This window comes from Xanthomonas sontii, assembly GCF_040529055.1.
GTDB classification, from domain to species: Bacteria; Pseudomonadota; Gammaproteobacteria; order Xanthomonadales; family Xanthomonadaceae; genus Xanthomonas_A; species Xanthomonas_A sontii.
The window spans coordinates 891,385-905,654 of sequence record NZ_CP132342.1 but is presented as its reverse complement, the minus strand read 5'-3'; the positions used below and the strand labels follow the sequence as shown (position 1 = coordinate 905,654).

The following is a 14,270-nucleotide window of genomic DNA, read 5'->3' as shown; positions in this document are numbered from 1 at the left end:
CACCCAAACATCGCGGGTCGCTTCGCGCCGGACCCTCACCCCAACCCCTCTCCCGATGGGAGAGGGGCTAGCTGTGTAAACCCACCACGTTGTTCAGTGGAATTCGGGAGATGGGCGGTTTGTAGCCGAGGCTGGCGTGTGGTCGATGCCAGTTGTAATGATGCAGCCAGCCCGAGAAGGCGTTGGCGCGTTGCGTGGAGTCGATATAGGAGCGCGCATAAGCCCATTCTCGCAGGCTGGTCTGCACCAGCCGCTCGGCCTTGCCATTGGTGCGTGGCGTGTAGGGTCGGGTTCGCAGATGGCGCAGGCCGAGCCGTCGGACAAGGCGTCGAAAGCGGCGTGATTTGTAGCAGGCGCCGTTGTCGGTCAACACGCGCTCCAAGCGCACGCCCAGGCTGCGGTAGTAGCGAACCGCCTGCATCAGGGCCCTGCAGGCACTGAAACCGCGCTCATCGGGCTCGATGGTGCCGAAGGCCACGCGCGAGTGATCGTCGATGGCTAGGTGGACGTACTCCCAGCCAATGCCACGGGAGGTGACCGTCCGATCATCGGTCACGCGGTGGCCGGGCTGGCGGAAACGGGCCAGCTTCTTGATGTCCAGATGCAGCAGTTGGCCGGGTTGGGCGTATTCATAGCGATTGTCCGGCAGCGCCGGTTCCAGCTCGGCCAGCCGGTGCAGGCCGGCGCGGCGCAGCAACCGGGCGATGGTGCTCGGCGCCACAGGCAGCTGCTCGGCGATCTGCCGATACGTGTGGCGTGAACGGCGCAGCGCGATGACCTGATCCACCACGCCCCGAGGCGTGGCATGGGGGCAGTCGTGAGGCCGGGAGGTGCGGTCGCTCAGCCCTTGCGCCCCCTCTTCCTTGAAGCGCTTGAGCCATTTGTAGGCCGTTCGGACGCTCACACCGGCCGCATGCGCCGCTTCTTCCACGCGCAGCCCATGAACAAGGATGCGATCCACCAGCAGGGCTCGACCGCGAGGGCTCAAACGGGCATGTTTATGCAGGTTCATCCGGGGCTCCTGGGGCTGGGTTGGCTTGGTAACCCCCATCTTCCAGAGATGCCCCGGATGAACAACCTACTGAGAGATCACAGCTAGCCGCTCCCTTCTCCCGCCGGGAGAAGGCGGCCCGAAGGGCCGGATGAGGGTACGGGCGCAGCCTCGTGCACCCACACATCGCGAGTCGCTGCGCGTCGGACCCTCACCCCACCCCCTCTCCGGGGGGAGAGGGGCTCAAAGTGTCAGTACTTCTTCTCGACGTTGAACATCCAGGTCTGGTCGCTGCCGCTGTCGCCGTCGGTCACGCCGCGGTACTCCACGCGCGTGGACAGGCCCTGGTCGGTGCTGAACACCACGCCCACGCCCAGCATCAGCCGGTTGCGGTCGTACACGCTCTGCCCGGTGCGGTACAGGGTGCCGCCGACGATGTCGGCATAGCCCAGCGTGGCGTCGCCGCGGCCCTGGAAGTCGTGCTGGTACTCGAGCCGGAACTGCGGCGTCAGCCGTCCCCAGGTCATCTGCCGGCGCCATTCCAGGCGCAGGCCGAGGTTGCCGGTGGTGGTGGCCACGTCCATGTCCTCGTAGCGCAGCGCATACGGCGCCATCGCCGCTTCGCTGTAGGCGTCCAGCGTGGCGCGCGCGGCATCCACCCGCGCATACGGGGTGATCTGCCAATCGCCGCGCTGCAGGTCGGCACCGGCCGACAGCGACGCGATCCACTGGTGGCCGCTGCGGTCGCCTTCGGCCAGGGCGCCGTTGTCGGTGACGTAGCGGCGCAGGTCGTAGGACAGCAGTTGGTAGCCGACCAGGGTGTCGAAGAACAGCGTCTGGCCCGGGTGATAGCTGGCATACAGCGCCAGCGTGTACGCGGTCGACTTGCTGCGGCTGCCGTCGCGGCCGACATCGCTGTCGTCGCGGCCGAAGCCCACGCCCACACCCAATGCGAAGGACGAGGAGACGCGGTAATCGGCGCCCAGGCTCAGGCCATCGGTCTGGAAATCCACGCCGGCACGCTGCGACTGCCTGTCCAGGCTGCCGGAGCGGATCGCACCACCCACCCACAGGCCCAGATCGCCTGCCGCAGTGGCATCGCGTGGTGCCGCCGACGCGTTGTCGGCGCCGCCGTCCATGGCGCCGTCGCGCAGGTCGCGGTTGGCCGGGTCGCACGCTTGCGCGTCCAGGTTGCGATCGCTCTGCAGCGTGCGGTCGCGCTGGCGGCACTGCGAGCTGGCCTGGAAGCTCACGCCGTTGTCGAAGCCGCGCGCACCCCGGTGGGTCGCCTCCAGGCGGCGCTGGAAGTTGTCGATCTGCGCCTTGGCGAAGCGCCGGGTCGACTCGGCCTGCGCGTCGATCAGGCCGCGCACCTGCGCATCCTGGGTCGGATCCGGGCGCGGCGCGATCATGAACACGATATCCGCCTCGGCCGAGGTCGCATACGCATTGGACAGGGTGAAGCGCACCGTGGCGTTGCCGGAGAAGGCCGGATTCGGCACGAAGGTCAGCATGAAGCCCGGGCCGTCGTCCGCGGCCGCGGTCGGCACCCCGGCGGCCTTGGCGGCCGCGCGGGTGATCGTCGCGGTACCGGCGTTGGCCGGCAGCACCGCGACCACGGCGGCCGCCACGAACGGGCCACCGGTGGCGTCGCGGGTGACGTCCAGGGTCTGCGCCTGCCCGGTCACCGCCGGCACCGTCACCGACACCGCGATGGGGCGGGCGTTGACGGTGATGGTGACCACGGCCGGGGCCGAACTGCCGCCGGCGCCGATGGCGGTGTAGTGCACGCTGTCCACGCCCACGTAGCCCGGCGCCGGCGTGTACACCAGGCGCACGCCATCGACGGTCGCAGTGCCGTGGCTGGGCGCGGTGGCGATGGCGATGCTGTCGATGCTGCCGGTGTCGTTGCCGGTGACCGCCAGGGTCAGCGCGGTATCCACGAGGGTGGCGCCGGTGTCGTTCGCCGCCACCGGTGCCGGCACCGCCGAGGCGATGGTCAGGGTGTAGGCCTGCGTGGCCGAGAAGCCGTTGGCGTCGCTCACCTTGATGCTGAAGGCGAAGCTGCCGGCCGCGCTCGGCGTGCCGGACAGCACGCCCGCCGTGGTCAGGCTCAGCCCGGTCGGCAGCGCGCCGCTGACCACGCTGTAGCTGTACGGTGCGGTGCCGCCGCTGGTGCTCAGGGTCTGGTTGTACGCCGTGCCCGCGGTGCCGGCAGGCAAGGTCGGCTGCCCCGGGGTCAGGGTCGGCGCGGCGATGCTCAGCGTGTAGCTGCGGCTGGCCTGGCCGGGGACACCGGCGGTGCTGTCGGTGACGGTGGCGGTGAAGACGAAACTGCCCGCCTGGGTCGGGGTACCGGACAGCACGCCGGCCGCGCTCAGGCTCAGCCCGGCCGGCAACGCGCCGGTGGCGAGGCTGTAGCTGTAGGGCGCGGTCCCGCCGGTGGCGCTGAGCGCCTGGCTGTAGGCGCTGCCCGCGGTGCCGGCCGGCAGCGCCGGCGGCGACAGCGTCAGCGTCGGCGACGCCACCGTCAGGGTGAACGCCTGCGCCGCAGTGAAGGCGTTGGCGTCGGTAACGCCCACGGTGAACGCGAAGTTGCCGGCCGTGGTCGGCGTACCGGACAGCACGCCGCCCGCACTCAGGCTCATCCCGCTCGGCAAGGTGCCGGCATTGAGCACATAGCTGTACGGCGCGGTGCCGCCGCTGGTGCTCAGCGCCTGGCTGTAGCTGGCGTTGATCGCCGCCGCCGGCAACGTCGGCGGGGTGATGGCCAGGGTCGGCGAGGCGATGGACAGGGTGTAGGCGTGCGAGCCACCGAAACTGCCGGCATCGGTGACGCCGACGACGAAGGTGAAACTGCCGGCCACGGTCGGGGTGCCGGATAGGACACCGGCGCTGCTCAGGCTCAGGCCCGCAGGCAGGGCACCGGAGCTGAGCGCGTAGGTGTAGGGCGCCGTCCCACCGCTGGTGCTCAACGTCTGGCTGTAGGCCGTGCCCGCGGTCCCGGACGGCAGGGTGGACGGGGCGACGGTCAAGGTCGGCGCCACGATCGCCAGCGTATAGCTGCGCGACGCCTGGCCCGGCGTTCCGGAGGTGCTGTCGGTCGCGACCAGGGTGAAGCTGAAATTGCCGGTCACGGTGGGCGTGCCGCTGAGCGCACCGGTCGCACTGTTGACGGTCACGCCTGCCGGCAAGGCGCCGGCCGTGACCGCATAGGTGTACGGCGCGATGCCGCCGCTGGCCTGGGTGATCGCCGCGCTGTAGGCCTGGCCGGCGGTGCCGTTGGGCAGGGTCGTCGCCGGCAGCGTCACGGTTGGCGCAGCCACCGTCAACGTATAGGCACGGCTACCGCTGATGGGCGACGCGCCGCTGTCGGTCGCGGACACGGTGAAATTGAAGCTGCCGGTGCCGCTGGGCGTGCCGGACAGCACGCCGGCGGAACTCAGCAGCATCCCCACCGGCAACGTGCCGGTGGTGATCGCGAAGCCATACGGCGCGGTCCCGCCACTGGCGCTCAGGGTCTGGCTGTAGCTGGTGCCGGCGGTGGCCGCCGGCAGCGACGTCGGCGAGATCGTCACCACCGCATCGTCATTGAGGATCGTGCCGGTGGCGGTGGCACGCGCGATGGTGGCGTTGCTGGCGCCGGAGAGATTCACGGTGAAGGTTTCGTCCGGCTCGACGGTGGTATCGCCGTTGATGGTCACCGCCACGTTCTGCGTGGTGATGCCGGGCAAGAAGGTCAGGGTGCCGGAGTGGGCGACATAGTCGCTGCCGGCATTGGCGCTGCCGTCGGTGGTCGCGTAGTTGACCGTGACGGTCTGGCCGCTGGCGGCGCTGAGGGTGACGGGGAATGTGGCCGTGGTGGTGCCGCTGTTGCCTTCAGTGACGCTGACATCGCCGATCGAGAGTGACGGCTGCGCGTCGTCGTTGTTGATCGTGCCCACTCCCTGCCCACCGGTGATCGTGGCGCCATTTGGATTGGTGACGTTGACGTAGAAGGTTTCGTTGGGTTCGTTGAGCGTATCGCCGATTACCTGCACGGTGAAGGTGGCGCTGCTGCTGCCGGCCGGAATGGTCAGCCCGTTCACGCTGGAGGAGATGTAGTCGGTGCCCGCGGTCGCGGTGCCGTTGGCGGTGGCGATGTCGAAGCTGACCCCGCCGCTGCCGGCCGGCTGGCTGAGCGAGACGGTGAAGGTGAACGCGGTGGTGCCGGAATTGCCTTCGTTTTGCGACACGTTATTGATCGACAGGGTCGGCAGATCGTCGTTGAGGATGGTGCCGGTGGCGCTGGACGGCGAGCCGACGGTGTAACCGCTGCCCGCATTGAGGCTGATCACCACGGTCTCGTCCGGTTCCACCGTGGTGTCGGGGGTGGGATCGACGGTGATGGTGCCGCTGGTCTGCCCGGCCGCAATCACCAGCGGCGAGTTGACCGCTGCGTAGTCGGTACCGGACGTCGCGGTGCCGCCCACGCTGAAGCCGATCGAGAGCGCCGACGGCGACGCCTGGCTCAGGGTGACGGTGTAGACGAGGTTGGCGCTGCCATCTTCGGCGACGCTGGCCGGCGACACCGCGATGCTTGCCGAGGGATAGTCGTCGTTGACGATGGTGGCGGTGGCGCTGGAGGGGTTGCCGATCGAGTAACCGGTACCGTTGGCCACCTGGAAGATCACCGTCTCGTCCGGCTCCACCGTGGTGTCGGCGACTGGGGTGACGCTGAAACTGGCGGACGTCGCGTTGGCCGGCACCACGACGCTGGTGACCGCGCCGGTGTAGTCGGTCCCGCTGGTCGCCGTGCCGCTGCGGGTCAGGTTCACCGTGGTCGCCGAACTGTTGGTCGAGCTCAACGTCACCGTGTAGACGAAGGGCGTGCCGCTGTCCTCGTTGGCGCTGGACGGGGAAACCGTGATGCTGGCGCTGCGCGAGGGCGTGATGGTGATATTGACGGTAATGGTGTCGCCAGCGCCGTCTTCTAGCGGAAATGTGTCGCTCGTGGCACTGTCGCCATTGTGCGTGTAGGTGATGATCTGCGTTCCCTGCGCCCCGCTCGGACTGGGAACGACCAACGTGCCGTGGGGAGGCTGCACCCCGTTCCAGCCGACGCCGATGTCGTCAACACCGGTGCCGTCGCAGGTGGTGACGTCGATCTGCACCGAGCCACCCTGGGCGACGGTGGCGTTCAACGTCGGACAATACTGGGAAGACGCTGCCGCGGCCAACCCGGAGTGCAACGTCGTCATCAACAACACGACCAGCAACATCAAACAGCGCAATGCGATGCGCGCGCCACGGCGCAAACCGGTGCAATTCGTAGACATATTTCGATTCCCCAAAACGCGCCACCCCATGGGCGCTGGCAGCCATCCTGGTGCCTCGGACTTCGCGTAACATTGGCCCAGCAAGCATCGGGCATGCGCGTCGCGCGGCCATTGGAACAACAAATCCAACGCCGCGTAAAGCAACAAATGCGTCACGTCTGTCTGGTTCAGCAAAATCGTCGCTTGCAAGTCGCCGAAGTCGTGATTAAGTAGTCTGGCGCCAGACACGAGGTCTGGCGTCATCCACTCCGGGGGGAGATCCGCATGAGCGAGTTCTTCATCGGTCAGATCATGCTGACCGGTTTCGCGTTTGCGCCAAAATATTTTGCGCAGTGCAACGGGCAATTGCTGCCGATCAATCAGAACCAGGCCCTGTTCAGTCTGCTCAGCACCCGCTTCGGCGGCGACGGCAAGACCACGTTCGGCTTGCCGGACATGCGCGGGCGCACGCCGGTAGGCTATGGGCCATCGGCCGACCCGGCGTGGCAGCCGCCTGCGTTGCCGATGGGCCAGGCGGCGGGTGGGGAGACAGTGACGCTGGTGACCGACCAATTGCCGGCCCATCTCCACTTGATGGAATGCGCCAGCGCCGCAGGCAACAGCCGCAACCCGACCGGACGCCTATTCGCGAACAATGGCGCAACTATTGGAGCGGCGACATCGCTGTACGCTGCGCCTGGAAGCATGGTTCCGCTATCGCAAGCCACGGTAAGCACACAGGGTGGCGGCCAGGCGCATCCGAACGTGCAGCCGTACACCACGCTCAATTTCTGCGTCGCGCTGTCCGGCATCTTCCCTTCGCGCAGCTAGGCGCATCCGCATCCGGGCACGCCGCGCACAGTCGTGCGCGTGGCGCCTCATCGACCAGGAAGCATCTCATGGGTACTCCCTTCATCGGCGAAATCCGCATGTTCGGCTTCGGCCGTACGCCCCAGGGCTGGCAGGCGTGCGACGGCTCGCTGCTGCAGATCTCCGAATACGAACCGTTGTACGTCCTGCTCGGCACTGCCTACGGTGGCAACGGCACCAGCACCTTCGCGGTGCCGGATCTGCGCGGTCGGCTGCCGATCCACCAGGGCCAGGGGCCGGGCCTGAGCAACTACGTGCTCGCTCAGCAGGCCGGCACCGAGACGGTGACGTTGACAGACCTGCAAATGCCTGCACATACGCACGTCGCCCAGGCCACCACCGCAGCGGCGACAGCGACGGCGCCCTCAGGCCTGTTGCCAGGCGCGGTGACCGGCGACGTTTTCTATCTCACAAGCACCACTGGCGCAACTGCGCAAGCGATGTCCGGGCAAAGCACTTCGTTCGCCGGCGGCAACCAACCGCATGACAACACCATGCCGACGCTGACGGTGCAGTACTGCATCGCCACCACCGGCATCTTCCCGCAACAGGCCTGACCTCTGCGCCGCGCCGACAAGGCTGCGGCACGCATCCGCTCATCGGAGGAATCCGCTCATGACCGAACCCTATATCGGCGAAATCCAGCTGTTCGGCTTCGACTACAACCCGTACGGCTGGGCGTTGTGCAACGGCGCCACCCTGCCGATCACGCAGAACACCGTACTGTATTCCCTGCTCGGCGTGGCCTACGGCGGCAATGGCACCACCACGTTCCAACTGCCGAATTTCGTCACGCGCGCCGGTTGCCAGCAGGGCGCGGGGCCGGGCCTGACGCCGCACACGCTGGGCAGCAACTTCGGCTCGGCATCGGTCAGCCTGCAGAGCACGCAGATTCCCATGCACCAGCATGGCGTCAACTCATTTTCGTTGTCGGACCAAACAAAGAAGAGTGGCACGCCCGTCAGTGGCGCCGCGCTGTCTTCCCCCGGTAGCAGCAACGCGCGTCCATACAACGCGGTCGCGCCGAACACGCAGTTCTCCCCGACCATGTTGATGCCCACCGGCATCGGCCAGGCGCACGAGAACCGGCAGCCGTATCTGGCGGTGAACTTCTGCATCGCCTTGCAGGGCAACTATCCGGTCTTCAACTGAGGCAGGCGTGATGTCGATCGCCGCCTCGCCCGGCTTTCCGCAACGGGACGCCGGGTGGGCTGCGCCCGCTGCGCTGCAGGCACGCGGCATCGGCGTGCGGCCGGCGCGTTCGGCAGACCTGGACTGGCTGCGCGACCTATACGCCAGTACGCGCCGCGACGAACTGGCCACGGTGCCGTGGCCGGAACAAACCAAGCGCGCCTTTCTCGACCAGCAGTTCGCCTTGCAGCATGCGCACTATCTGCAGCACTTTCCCGGCGCGGACTTCCTGATCGTGGAAGACGCGCACGCGCGGCTGGGCAGGCTGTATCTGGACCGCAGCACGGATCCGCACGTCCTGGTCGATATCAGCCTGCTGCCGGACTGCCGCAGCCACGGCATCGGCGGCGCGCTGATCGCGCAGGCACAGGCGCTCGCGCATGCGGATGGGCGCGCACTGACGCTGCACGTGCTGCATGCCAATCCCGCAGCGCAGCGGCTCTACGCGCGGCTGGGCTTCGTTGCCGGCGAGGCCGGCCAGACCCATCTGGCCATGCGCTGGGATGGCGCTGGCACGAAGCCGGACGCGCGCGTCAGTTGAACACCGCCTGATACAGGAAGCCGTCGCGTTCGCGCGCCACCGGCACCAGGAAGATGCCGATCTCGCCCAGGCGCGGATGGCGCATCTGGTAGGTCTGCTGCGGAAACAGAAACGCCGAGCCGTTGCGGAACAGCAGCGAGAACGGGGCGCGCCGCGCCGCGGGCGGCGTCGGCAGCGGCCGCGCTTCGACCAGCACGAATGCGACCTCGCCTTCGTTCAACTGCGCCGAGAACGTCTCGTTCACGCTTCCAGCGAAGTGTTCCAAGCTCAACAGCTCCATCCTTGACTCCAGGTGTGGTTCGGCACGGGCGCCCTGCCGGCATCGTCGCGTGCCGTCGCGACGCGCACAAGCGCTGTGCGGGCATTTGTCCACACCGCCTTTTGTCCACCCCTCAAGTGCAGCTGCGAGGCGCTGGCGCGGTGGCGGCCATCCCGAGCCGATGCGGCGTCGCCGGCGACCAATGCGCGGCCGTATGACACGCTGTTGCATGAACGGGGCGAAGCGGGCGCGCACACCGGCCCGCGCGGTGCCACAATACTGCACGGGCCAGTTCGGTTAAGTTCAGCCGAACGGATCGATCCTATGTTGTATTTTCGTTAAAGGTCGCGATGGCGTCTTCCGAATCCAATCTGGTGCAGTTGTCGGGCGTGCGCATCGACCGCGGCGGCCGGGCGATCCTGCGCGACGTCTCGCTGAGCGTGCCGCGCGGCAGCATCACCGCGGTGCTCGGCCCCTCCGGCAGCGGCAAGTCCACGCTGCTGGCGGCGCTGACCGGCGAACTGGAGCCGGCCGCGGGGACGCTGCAGGTGTTCGGCAAGCCATTGCCGCGCGGCAGCCGCGCGCTGCGCGAGACCCGCAAGAGCATCGGCGTGCTGCTGCAGGGCAACGGCCTGCTGACCGACCTGAGCGTGGCCGAGAACGTGGCGCTGCCATTGCGCGCCCATACCCGCCTGCCCGAGCCGGTGCTGCAGCGGCTGGTCGCATTGAAGCTGCACGCGGTGGGCCTGCTGGCCGCTGCCGACGCCTGGCCGCGCGAGCTGTCCGGCGGCATGGCGCGGCGCGTGGCGCTGGCGCGGGCACTGGCCCTGGACCCGCCGCTGATGATCTACGACGAACCCCTGACCGGCCTGGACCCGATCGCCTCCGGCGTGATCATGAGCCTGATCCAGCGCCTCAACCACACCCTGGGCCTGACCAGCATCATCGTCAGCCACCACGTCCACGAGACCCTGCCGATCTGCGACCAGGCCGTGGCCATCGCCAACGGCGGCGTGGTCTTCGCCGGCACCCCGCAGGCCTTGCAGGCCAGCACCGATCCGCTGCTGCAGCAGTTCCTGCACGGCCGTCCCGACGGCCCGATCCCATTCGATGCGCCGCAGCGCGCGCGGAGCGCCGCCTGATGGCCATCGTTGCCCCGATCCGTTCCCTGGGCCGCGCCGGGCTGTTCTTCCTGACCGTGCTGCGCGGCTCGCTGCCGACTCGGGACCTGCTGGCCGAGCTGATCCGCGAGATCTACAAGGTCGGCGCGCGTTCGCTGCCGATCATCGCCGTGGGCGGCGCCTTCGTCGGCCTGGTGCTGACCCTGCAGGGCTACCGCACGCTGCAGACCTACGGGGCCTCCGATGCGTTGTCCACGCTGCTCGGCCTGTCGCTGTACCGCGAGCTGGCGCCGGTGCTGACCGCGCTGCTGTTCATCGGCCGCGCCGGCAGTTCCATCGCCGCCGAGCTCGGCCTGATGCGTGCGACCGACCAGATCAAGGCGCTGGAGCTGATGGCGATCGACCCGGTGGCCAAGGCGGTGGCGCCGCGCTTCTGGGCGGCGGTGCTGACCGTGCCGCTGCTGACCGGCATCTTCTGCTCGCTGGCGATCAGCGCGAGCTATTTCGAGGCGGTGGCGGCGCTCGGCCTGGACCGCGGCACGTTCTGGTCGGCGCTGTCGAGCAGCGTGGATTTCTGGGACGACTTCGGCGTGGCGATGCTGAAGTCGGCGGTGTTCGGCGGTACGGCGGCGCTGGTGGCGGCCTATGTCGGCTTCCATGCCGAGCCGACCATCGAGGGCACTTCGGTGGCCACCACCCGCGCCGTGGTCAACGCCTCGCTGCTGGTACTGATGTTCAACTTCGTCATGTCGGCGCTGCTGTTCCGCTGAGCGGCGCCAACGCGGGGCCGGCCGGCGACGGCAGGCTCCGCGGCAACATCCCGGTCGCGGCACTGGCGCCGCGGCCACGCTGAATCAACAAGGTAGACACGTTATGGCTCTCCGTGGTCCCCGTCTCGAGTTCGCCGTCGGCGCCTTCCTGCTGCTGGGCCTGGCCTCGCTGCTGGTGCTGGCGCTGGCTTCCACCAACCGCCAGTGGGGCTTCGGCGGCCACCGCTACGACCTGGTCGCGCGCTTCTCGCAGATCGGCCAGCTGCGTGCGCAGGCGCCGGTGAAGATCGGCGGCGTCATCATCGGCCAGGTCGCCAAGATCGACCTGGACCCGACCAAGTTCGACTCGGTGGTGACCCTGTCCATCGACGACAAGTACAAGGACCTGCCGGCCGACACTTCGGCGGCGATCCTGACCAGTGGCCTGCTGGGCGAGAGCTATGTCGGCCTGCAGCCCGGCGGCGACCCCGACACGCTCAAGCCCGGCCAGGAAATCGCCTTCACCCAGCCGGCGGTGGACCTGATCCAGCTGGTCGGCAAGTACATGTTCGGCGGCGGCAGCGCCGGCGGCGACAAGAACGCAACACCCGCTGCCGCACCCTCTGCCGACCCCACCACGCCCGCAACGGAACCCAAGCCATGACGATCAAACTGCTTTCCGCCGCTCTCGCCGCCGCGCTGGCCGTGGCCGCGCCTTCCGCCGCCCTGGCCCAGGCCGCCGCGCCGGCCGCCGCCGCCACCCAGGCCGGTTCGGCCAGCAAGGTGGTGCTGGAGAACAGCACGCGCATCCTGACCACGCTGGAACAGCGCCGCAGCGAGTTCAAGAGCAACCCGACCGCGCTGCGCCAGTTCATCGACAGCGAGATGAACAAGTCCTTCGACCGCGACTACGCCGCCCGCCTGGTGCTGGGCGTGCACGGCCGCGGCGCCTCCGACGCCGACGTCAAGCTGTTCGGCGACGCGATGGCCGACAACCTGATGCAGCGCTACGGCACCTCGCTGCTGACCTTCGAAGGCAAGCCGCAGGTGCGGGTGAAGTCGGAAACCCCGCTGCCCGGCGGCCGCGGCGTCAAGGTCTCCACCGAGCTGCTGCGCAGCGGCGGCGACCCGGTGCCGGTGGACTACCTGCTGCGCAACACCGGCGCGGGCTGGAAGATCTTCGACGTGATGGTCGAGGGCGTGTCCTACGTGCAGACCTTCCGCAACCAGTTCGACACCCCGCTGCGCAACAAGTCGATCCCCGAGGTTGCGGCCGAGCTGCGCAACGGCACGCTGCAGGCGGCACCGGCGGGCAACAGTGGCAAGTGATGCGCCGCAGCTGCGCCGCGACGGCGACACGCTCGCGCTGAGCGGCGTGCTCGACCGTGCGGCGGCCACCGCGCTGTGGCCGGCAGCGCTGCGCGCGCTGCCGGGCGCACGCGCGCTGGACCTGCAGGCCGTCTCGCGGGTGGACAGCGCCGGCCTGGCGCTGCTCGCCGAACTTGCCGCGCGCCTGCGTGCCCAGGGCCAGGCCGAGGTCGCCATCCATGGCGCCCCGGCCGGCCTGACCGACCTGAGCGCCGCCTACCGGCTGGCCTCGACCCTGGACTTCCACTCTCCCCCTGCGGCGAGCTGACACATGAACGTGCTGCGTATCCTTACCTCCCTGACCCTGGCCGCCGCCCTGGGCGCCTGCGCTGGCGCGCCCAAGCGCACGCCGCCACCGCCGCCGCCGCCGGTGGCACAGACCGCGCCGGCCGCCGGCGACAGCGCCGCGGCTCCCGATGCGCACGCCGCGCTGGCGACCGCGAACAGCGCCACCGGCATGGACACCGGCGCCGCGCCGGCACCGGCAAGCGCGCCTGCGGCGATGCCGCCGGCGAGTGCTGCCCCGAGCGCCGGGGCGGCCAACGGCACGCCGACCTCGGCCGAGGACGACTACGCCGCGCTGTACGGTGGCGACCCGTACAACCCGGTCGCCGATCCGACCCTGCCGGAGGGCGTGCCTGCACCGCAGAGCTACGATCCGTGGGAGAAGTTCAACCGCAAGGTGCATGCCTTCAACAACGTGGTCGACCGCGGCGTGGCGCGGCCGCTGGCACGCGCCTACGTCAACGTGGTGCCGCGGCCGGTGCGGTTGGGCGTGACCAACTTCTTCGACAACCTCAGTTCGCCGCTGACCATGGTCAACCAGCTGCTGCAGGGCCGTCCGCTGCAGGCGGGGCAGACCCTGAGCCGGTTCCTGATCAACAGCACGCTGGGCATCGGCGGCATCTTCGACCCGGCCACCGACGCCAACCTGCCGCGACGCAGCGAGGACTTCGGCCAGACCCTGGGTGTGTGGGGCTGGCGCCGCTCGCGTTACCTGGAACTGCCGTTGTTCGGCCCGCGCACGGTGCGCGATGCGTTCGGCCTGGTCGGCGACGCGCCGCTGTCGCCACTGCAGCAGATCGAGGAAGACCGGGTGCGCATCGGTCTGCAGGGCCTGCAGTTGGTCGACACGCGCGCGCAGTTGCTGTCGCTGGACAGTCTGCGCGACCAGGCGCCGGACGAGTACCAGCTGACCCGCGATGCGTGGCTGCAGCGCCGCAACTATCAGATCGAGAGCGACATGCGCGGGCACAAGCGTCAGGACGACGATCTGCCGGCCTATCTGCGCGAGGAAGAAACCAATCCGACGGTGCCGGTGGATGCGATGCCGGTCCCGGAGTGGCGCGGCGGTCGCTGAGTCGCCTGCACTTAGGCAGCACAGAAAACCCCGGCTTCGGCCGGGTTTTTTGTGCCTGAACTTTTTTGCCATCGCGCACAGTAGTAGCAGCGCAGAGTGGAATGGCTGTTGGGTTGCAGCGGGTGATGCCGTATCCGCAGCGGACGTCGACGTGCCGTCGCTTCGCTCTTGCTCTTGCTCTTGCTCTTGCTCTTGCTTTGGCTGTTGCTGTTGCTGTTGCTTTGGCTGTTGCTGTTGCTTTGGCTGTTGATGTACCGGGGTCCCCTCGGCGCGGCAGCCACGGCGGGGAAAAACCCGAAGGGCGGCGCACAGGGACGTGCGCCGTTCGCGGCAGGGGCAGGATGCCCCTTCCGCGAATCCCCGTCGTGGCTGCGAACCTGGAGCGCGAAGCGCGGAGGGCGCGCTGCGGGGTGTGCTTTCTTTTGGTTACTTTTCTTTGCACAAGCAAAGAAAAGTGACTCGCCGCAAGGCGAAAGCCTTTGCTGTTGCTTTCAAGCTTCCAAACGAAGCAACCACATCAACG

At 68.6% G+C, this 14,270-nt stretch carries 13 protein-coding genes; 10 read left to right on the top strand and 3 right to left on the bottom strand.

From position 1 onward, the window contains the following. Positions 1-67: 67 nt before the first annotated feature. Both RAB70_RS03905 and RAB70_RS03900 read right to left on the bottom strand, forming a co-directional pair. Positions 68-1,012: an IS481 family transposase gene (locus tag RAB70_RS03905; protein WP_265529716.1), complete on the bottom strand. Its 945-nt coding sequence runs from the start codon at positions 1,010-1,012 to the stop codon at positions 68-70. Positions 1,013-1,242: 230 nt separating this feature from the next. Further along, positions 1,243-6,252, bottom strand: a complete 5,010-nt coding sequence (locus RAB70_RS03900) for a putative Ig domain-containing protein (protein WP_408068853.1) — start codon at positions 6,250-6,252, stop codon at positions 1,243-1,245. Between the two features lie 321 nt (positions 6,253-6,573). Here RAB70_RS03900 and RAB70_RS03895 point away from each other — a divergent pair, with 321 nt between their 5' ends. The 4 genes from RAB70_RS03895 (at position 6,574) to RAB70_RS03880 (ending at position 8,890) form a co-directional block, all read left to right on the top strand. Then, positions 6,574-7,119, top strand: a complete 546-nt coding sequence (locus tag RAB70_RS03895) for a phage tail protein (protein ID WP_148829785.1) — start codon at positions 6,574-6,576, stop codon at positions 7,117-7,119. A 68-nt stretch (positions 7,120-7,187) separates the two neighbouring features. Next, positions 7,188-7,715, top strand: coding sequence for a phage tail protein (locus RAB70_RS03890; protein ID WP_148829784.1), 528 nt, complete (start codon positions 7,188-7,190; stop codon positions 7,713-7,715). Between the two features lie 58 nt (positions 7,716-7,773). Next, complete coding sequence (locus RAB70_RS03885) at positions 7,774-8,310, top strand: phage tail protein (protein ID WP_148829783.1); 537 nt, start codon at positions 7,774-7,776, stop codon at positions 8,308-8,310. Positions 8,311-8,320: 10 nt separating this feature from the next. Further along, positions 8,321-8,890 (top strand): GNAT family N-acetyltransferase, encoded by a 570-nt coding sequence (locus tag RAB70_RS03880; protein ID WP_148829782.1) that lies wholly within the window; start codon positions 8,321-8,323, stop codon positions 8,888-8,890. On the opposite strand, the gene RAB70_RS03875 is transcribed toward RAB70_RS03880, so the two are convergent. Next, entirely contained in the window at positions 8,883-9,170 is a 288-nt protein-coding gene (locus RAB70_RS03875) for a DUF6916 family protein (protein WP_017909947.1), read from the bottom strand. The genes RAB70_RS03880 and RAB70_RS03875 overlap by 8 nt on opposite strands. 329 nt (positions 9,171-9,499) lie before the next feature. On the opposite strand from RAB70_RS03875, the gene RAB70_RS03870 reads away from it, so the two are divergent. The 6 genes from RAB70_RS03870 to RAB70_RS03845 all read left to right on the top strand — a co-directional run bounded on the left by RAB70_RS03870 (position 9,500) and on the right by RAB70_RS03845 (position 13,747). After that, on the top strand, positions 9,500-10,291 hold the full coding sequence (locus RAB70_RS03870; RefSeq protein ID WP_017909946.1) for an ABC transporter ATP-binding protein: 792 nt from the start codon (positions 9,500-9,502) through the stop codon (positions 10,289-10,291). Beyond that, positions 10,291-11,040, top strand: a complete 750-nt coding sequence (locus RAB70_RS03865; RefSeq protein ID WP_017909945.1) for an MlaE family lipid ABC transporter permease subunit — start codon at positions 10,291-10,293, stop codon at positions 11,038-11,040. Before RAB70_RS03870 ends, RAB70_RS03865 begins: the two co-directional genes overlap by 1 nt. A 103-nt stretch (positions 11,041-11,143) precedes the next feature. Beyond that, positions 11,144-11,683, top strand: coding sequence for an outer membrane lipid asymmetry maintenance protein MlaD (gene mlaD / locus RAB70_RS03860; protein WP_017909944.1), 540 nt, complete (start codon positions 11,144-11,146; stop codon positions 11,681-11,683). Continuing rightward, positions 11,680-12,348 (top strand): phospholipid-binding protein MlaC, encoded by a 669-nt coding sequence (locus RAB70_RS03855; RefSeq protein WP_017909943.1) that lies wholly within the window; start codon positions 11,680-11,682, stop codon positions 12,346-12,348. The genes mlaD and RAB70_RS03855 overlap by 4 nt, the downstream gene beginning before the upstream one ends. Then, on the top strand, positions 12,338-12,655 hold the full coding sequence (locus tag RAB70_RS03850; protein WP_043093981.1) for a lipid asymmetry maintenance protein MlaB: 318 nt from the start codon (positions 12,338-12,340) through the stop codon (positions 12,653-12,655). Before RAB70_RS03855 ends, RAB70_RS03850 begins: the two co-directional genes overlap by 11 nt. 3 nt (positions 12,656-12,658) lie before the next feature. Beyond that, entirely contained in the window at positions 12,659-13,747 is a 1,089-nt protein-coding gene (locus RAB70_RS03845) for a VacJ family lipoprotein (protein ID WP_148829781.1), read from the top strand. The last annotated feature ends 523 nt before the right edge of the window (positions 13,748-14,270 follow it).

What these genes read in the sequence shown, in the direction of transcription:
- RAB70_RS03905 (WP_265529716.1), bottom strand. Translation starts at nt 1,012, where the DNA reads ATGAACCTGCATAAACATGCCCGTTTGAGCCCTCGCGGTCGAGCCCTG.
- RAB70_RS03900 (WP_408068853.1), bottom strand. Translation starts at nt 6,252, where the DNA reads ATGTTGCTGGTCGTGTTGTTGATGACGACGTTGCACTCCGGGTTGGCC.
- RAB70_RS03895 (WP_148829785.1), top strand. Translation starts at nt 6,574, where the DNA reads ATGAGCGAGTTCTTCATCGGTCAGATCATGCTGACCGGTTTCGCGTTT.
- RAB70_RS03890 (WP_148829784.1), top strand. Translation starts at nt 7,188, where the DNA reads ATGGGTACTCCCTTCATCGGCGAAATCCGCATGTTCGGCTTCGGCCGT.
- RAB70_RS03885 (WP_148829783.1), top strand. Translation starts at nt 7,774, where the DNA reads ATGACCGAACCCTATATCGGCGAAATCCAGCTGTTCGGCTTCGACTAC.
- RAB70_RS03880 (WP_148829782.1), top strand. Translation starts at nt 8,321, where the DNA reads ATGTCGATCGCCGCCTCGCCCGGCTTTCCGCAACGGGACGCCGGGTGG.
- RAB70_RS03875 (WP_017909947.1), bottom strand. Translation starts at nt 9,170, where the DNA reads ATGGAGCTGTTGAGCTTGGAACACTTCGCTGGAAGCGTGAACGAGACG.
- RAB70_RS03870 (WP_017909946.1), top strand. Translation starts at nt 9,500, where the DNA reads ATGGCGTCTTCCGAATCCAATCTGGTGCAGTTGTCGGGCGTGCGCATC.
- RAB70_RS03865 (WP_017909945.1), top strand. Translation starts at nt 10,291, where the DNA reads ATGGCCATCGTTGCCCCGATCCGTTCCCTGGGCCGCGCCGGGCTGTTC.
- mlaD (WP_017909944.1), top strand. Translation starts at nt 11,144, where the DNA reads ATGGCTCTCCGTGGTCCCCGTCTCGAGTTCGCCGTCGGCGCCTTCCTG.
- RAB70_RS03855 (WP_017909943.1), top strand. Translation starts at nt 11,680, where the DNA reads ATGACGATCAAACTGCTTTCCGCCGCTCTCGCCGCCGCGCTGGCCGTG.
- RAB70_RS03845 (WP_148829781.1), top strand. Translation starts at nt 12,659, where the DNA reads ATGAACGTGCTGCGTATCCTTACCTCCCTGACCCTGGCCGCCGCCCTG.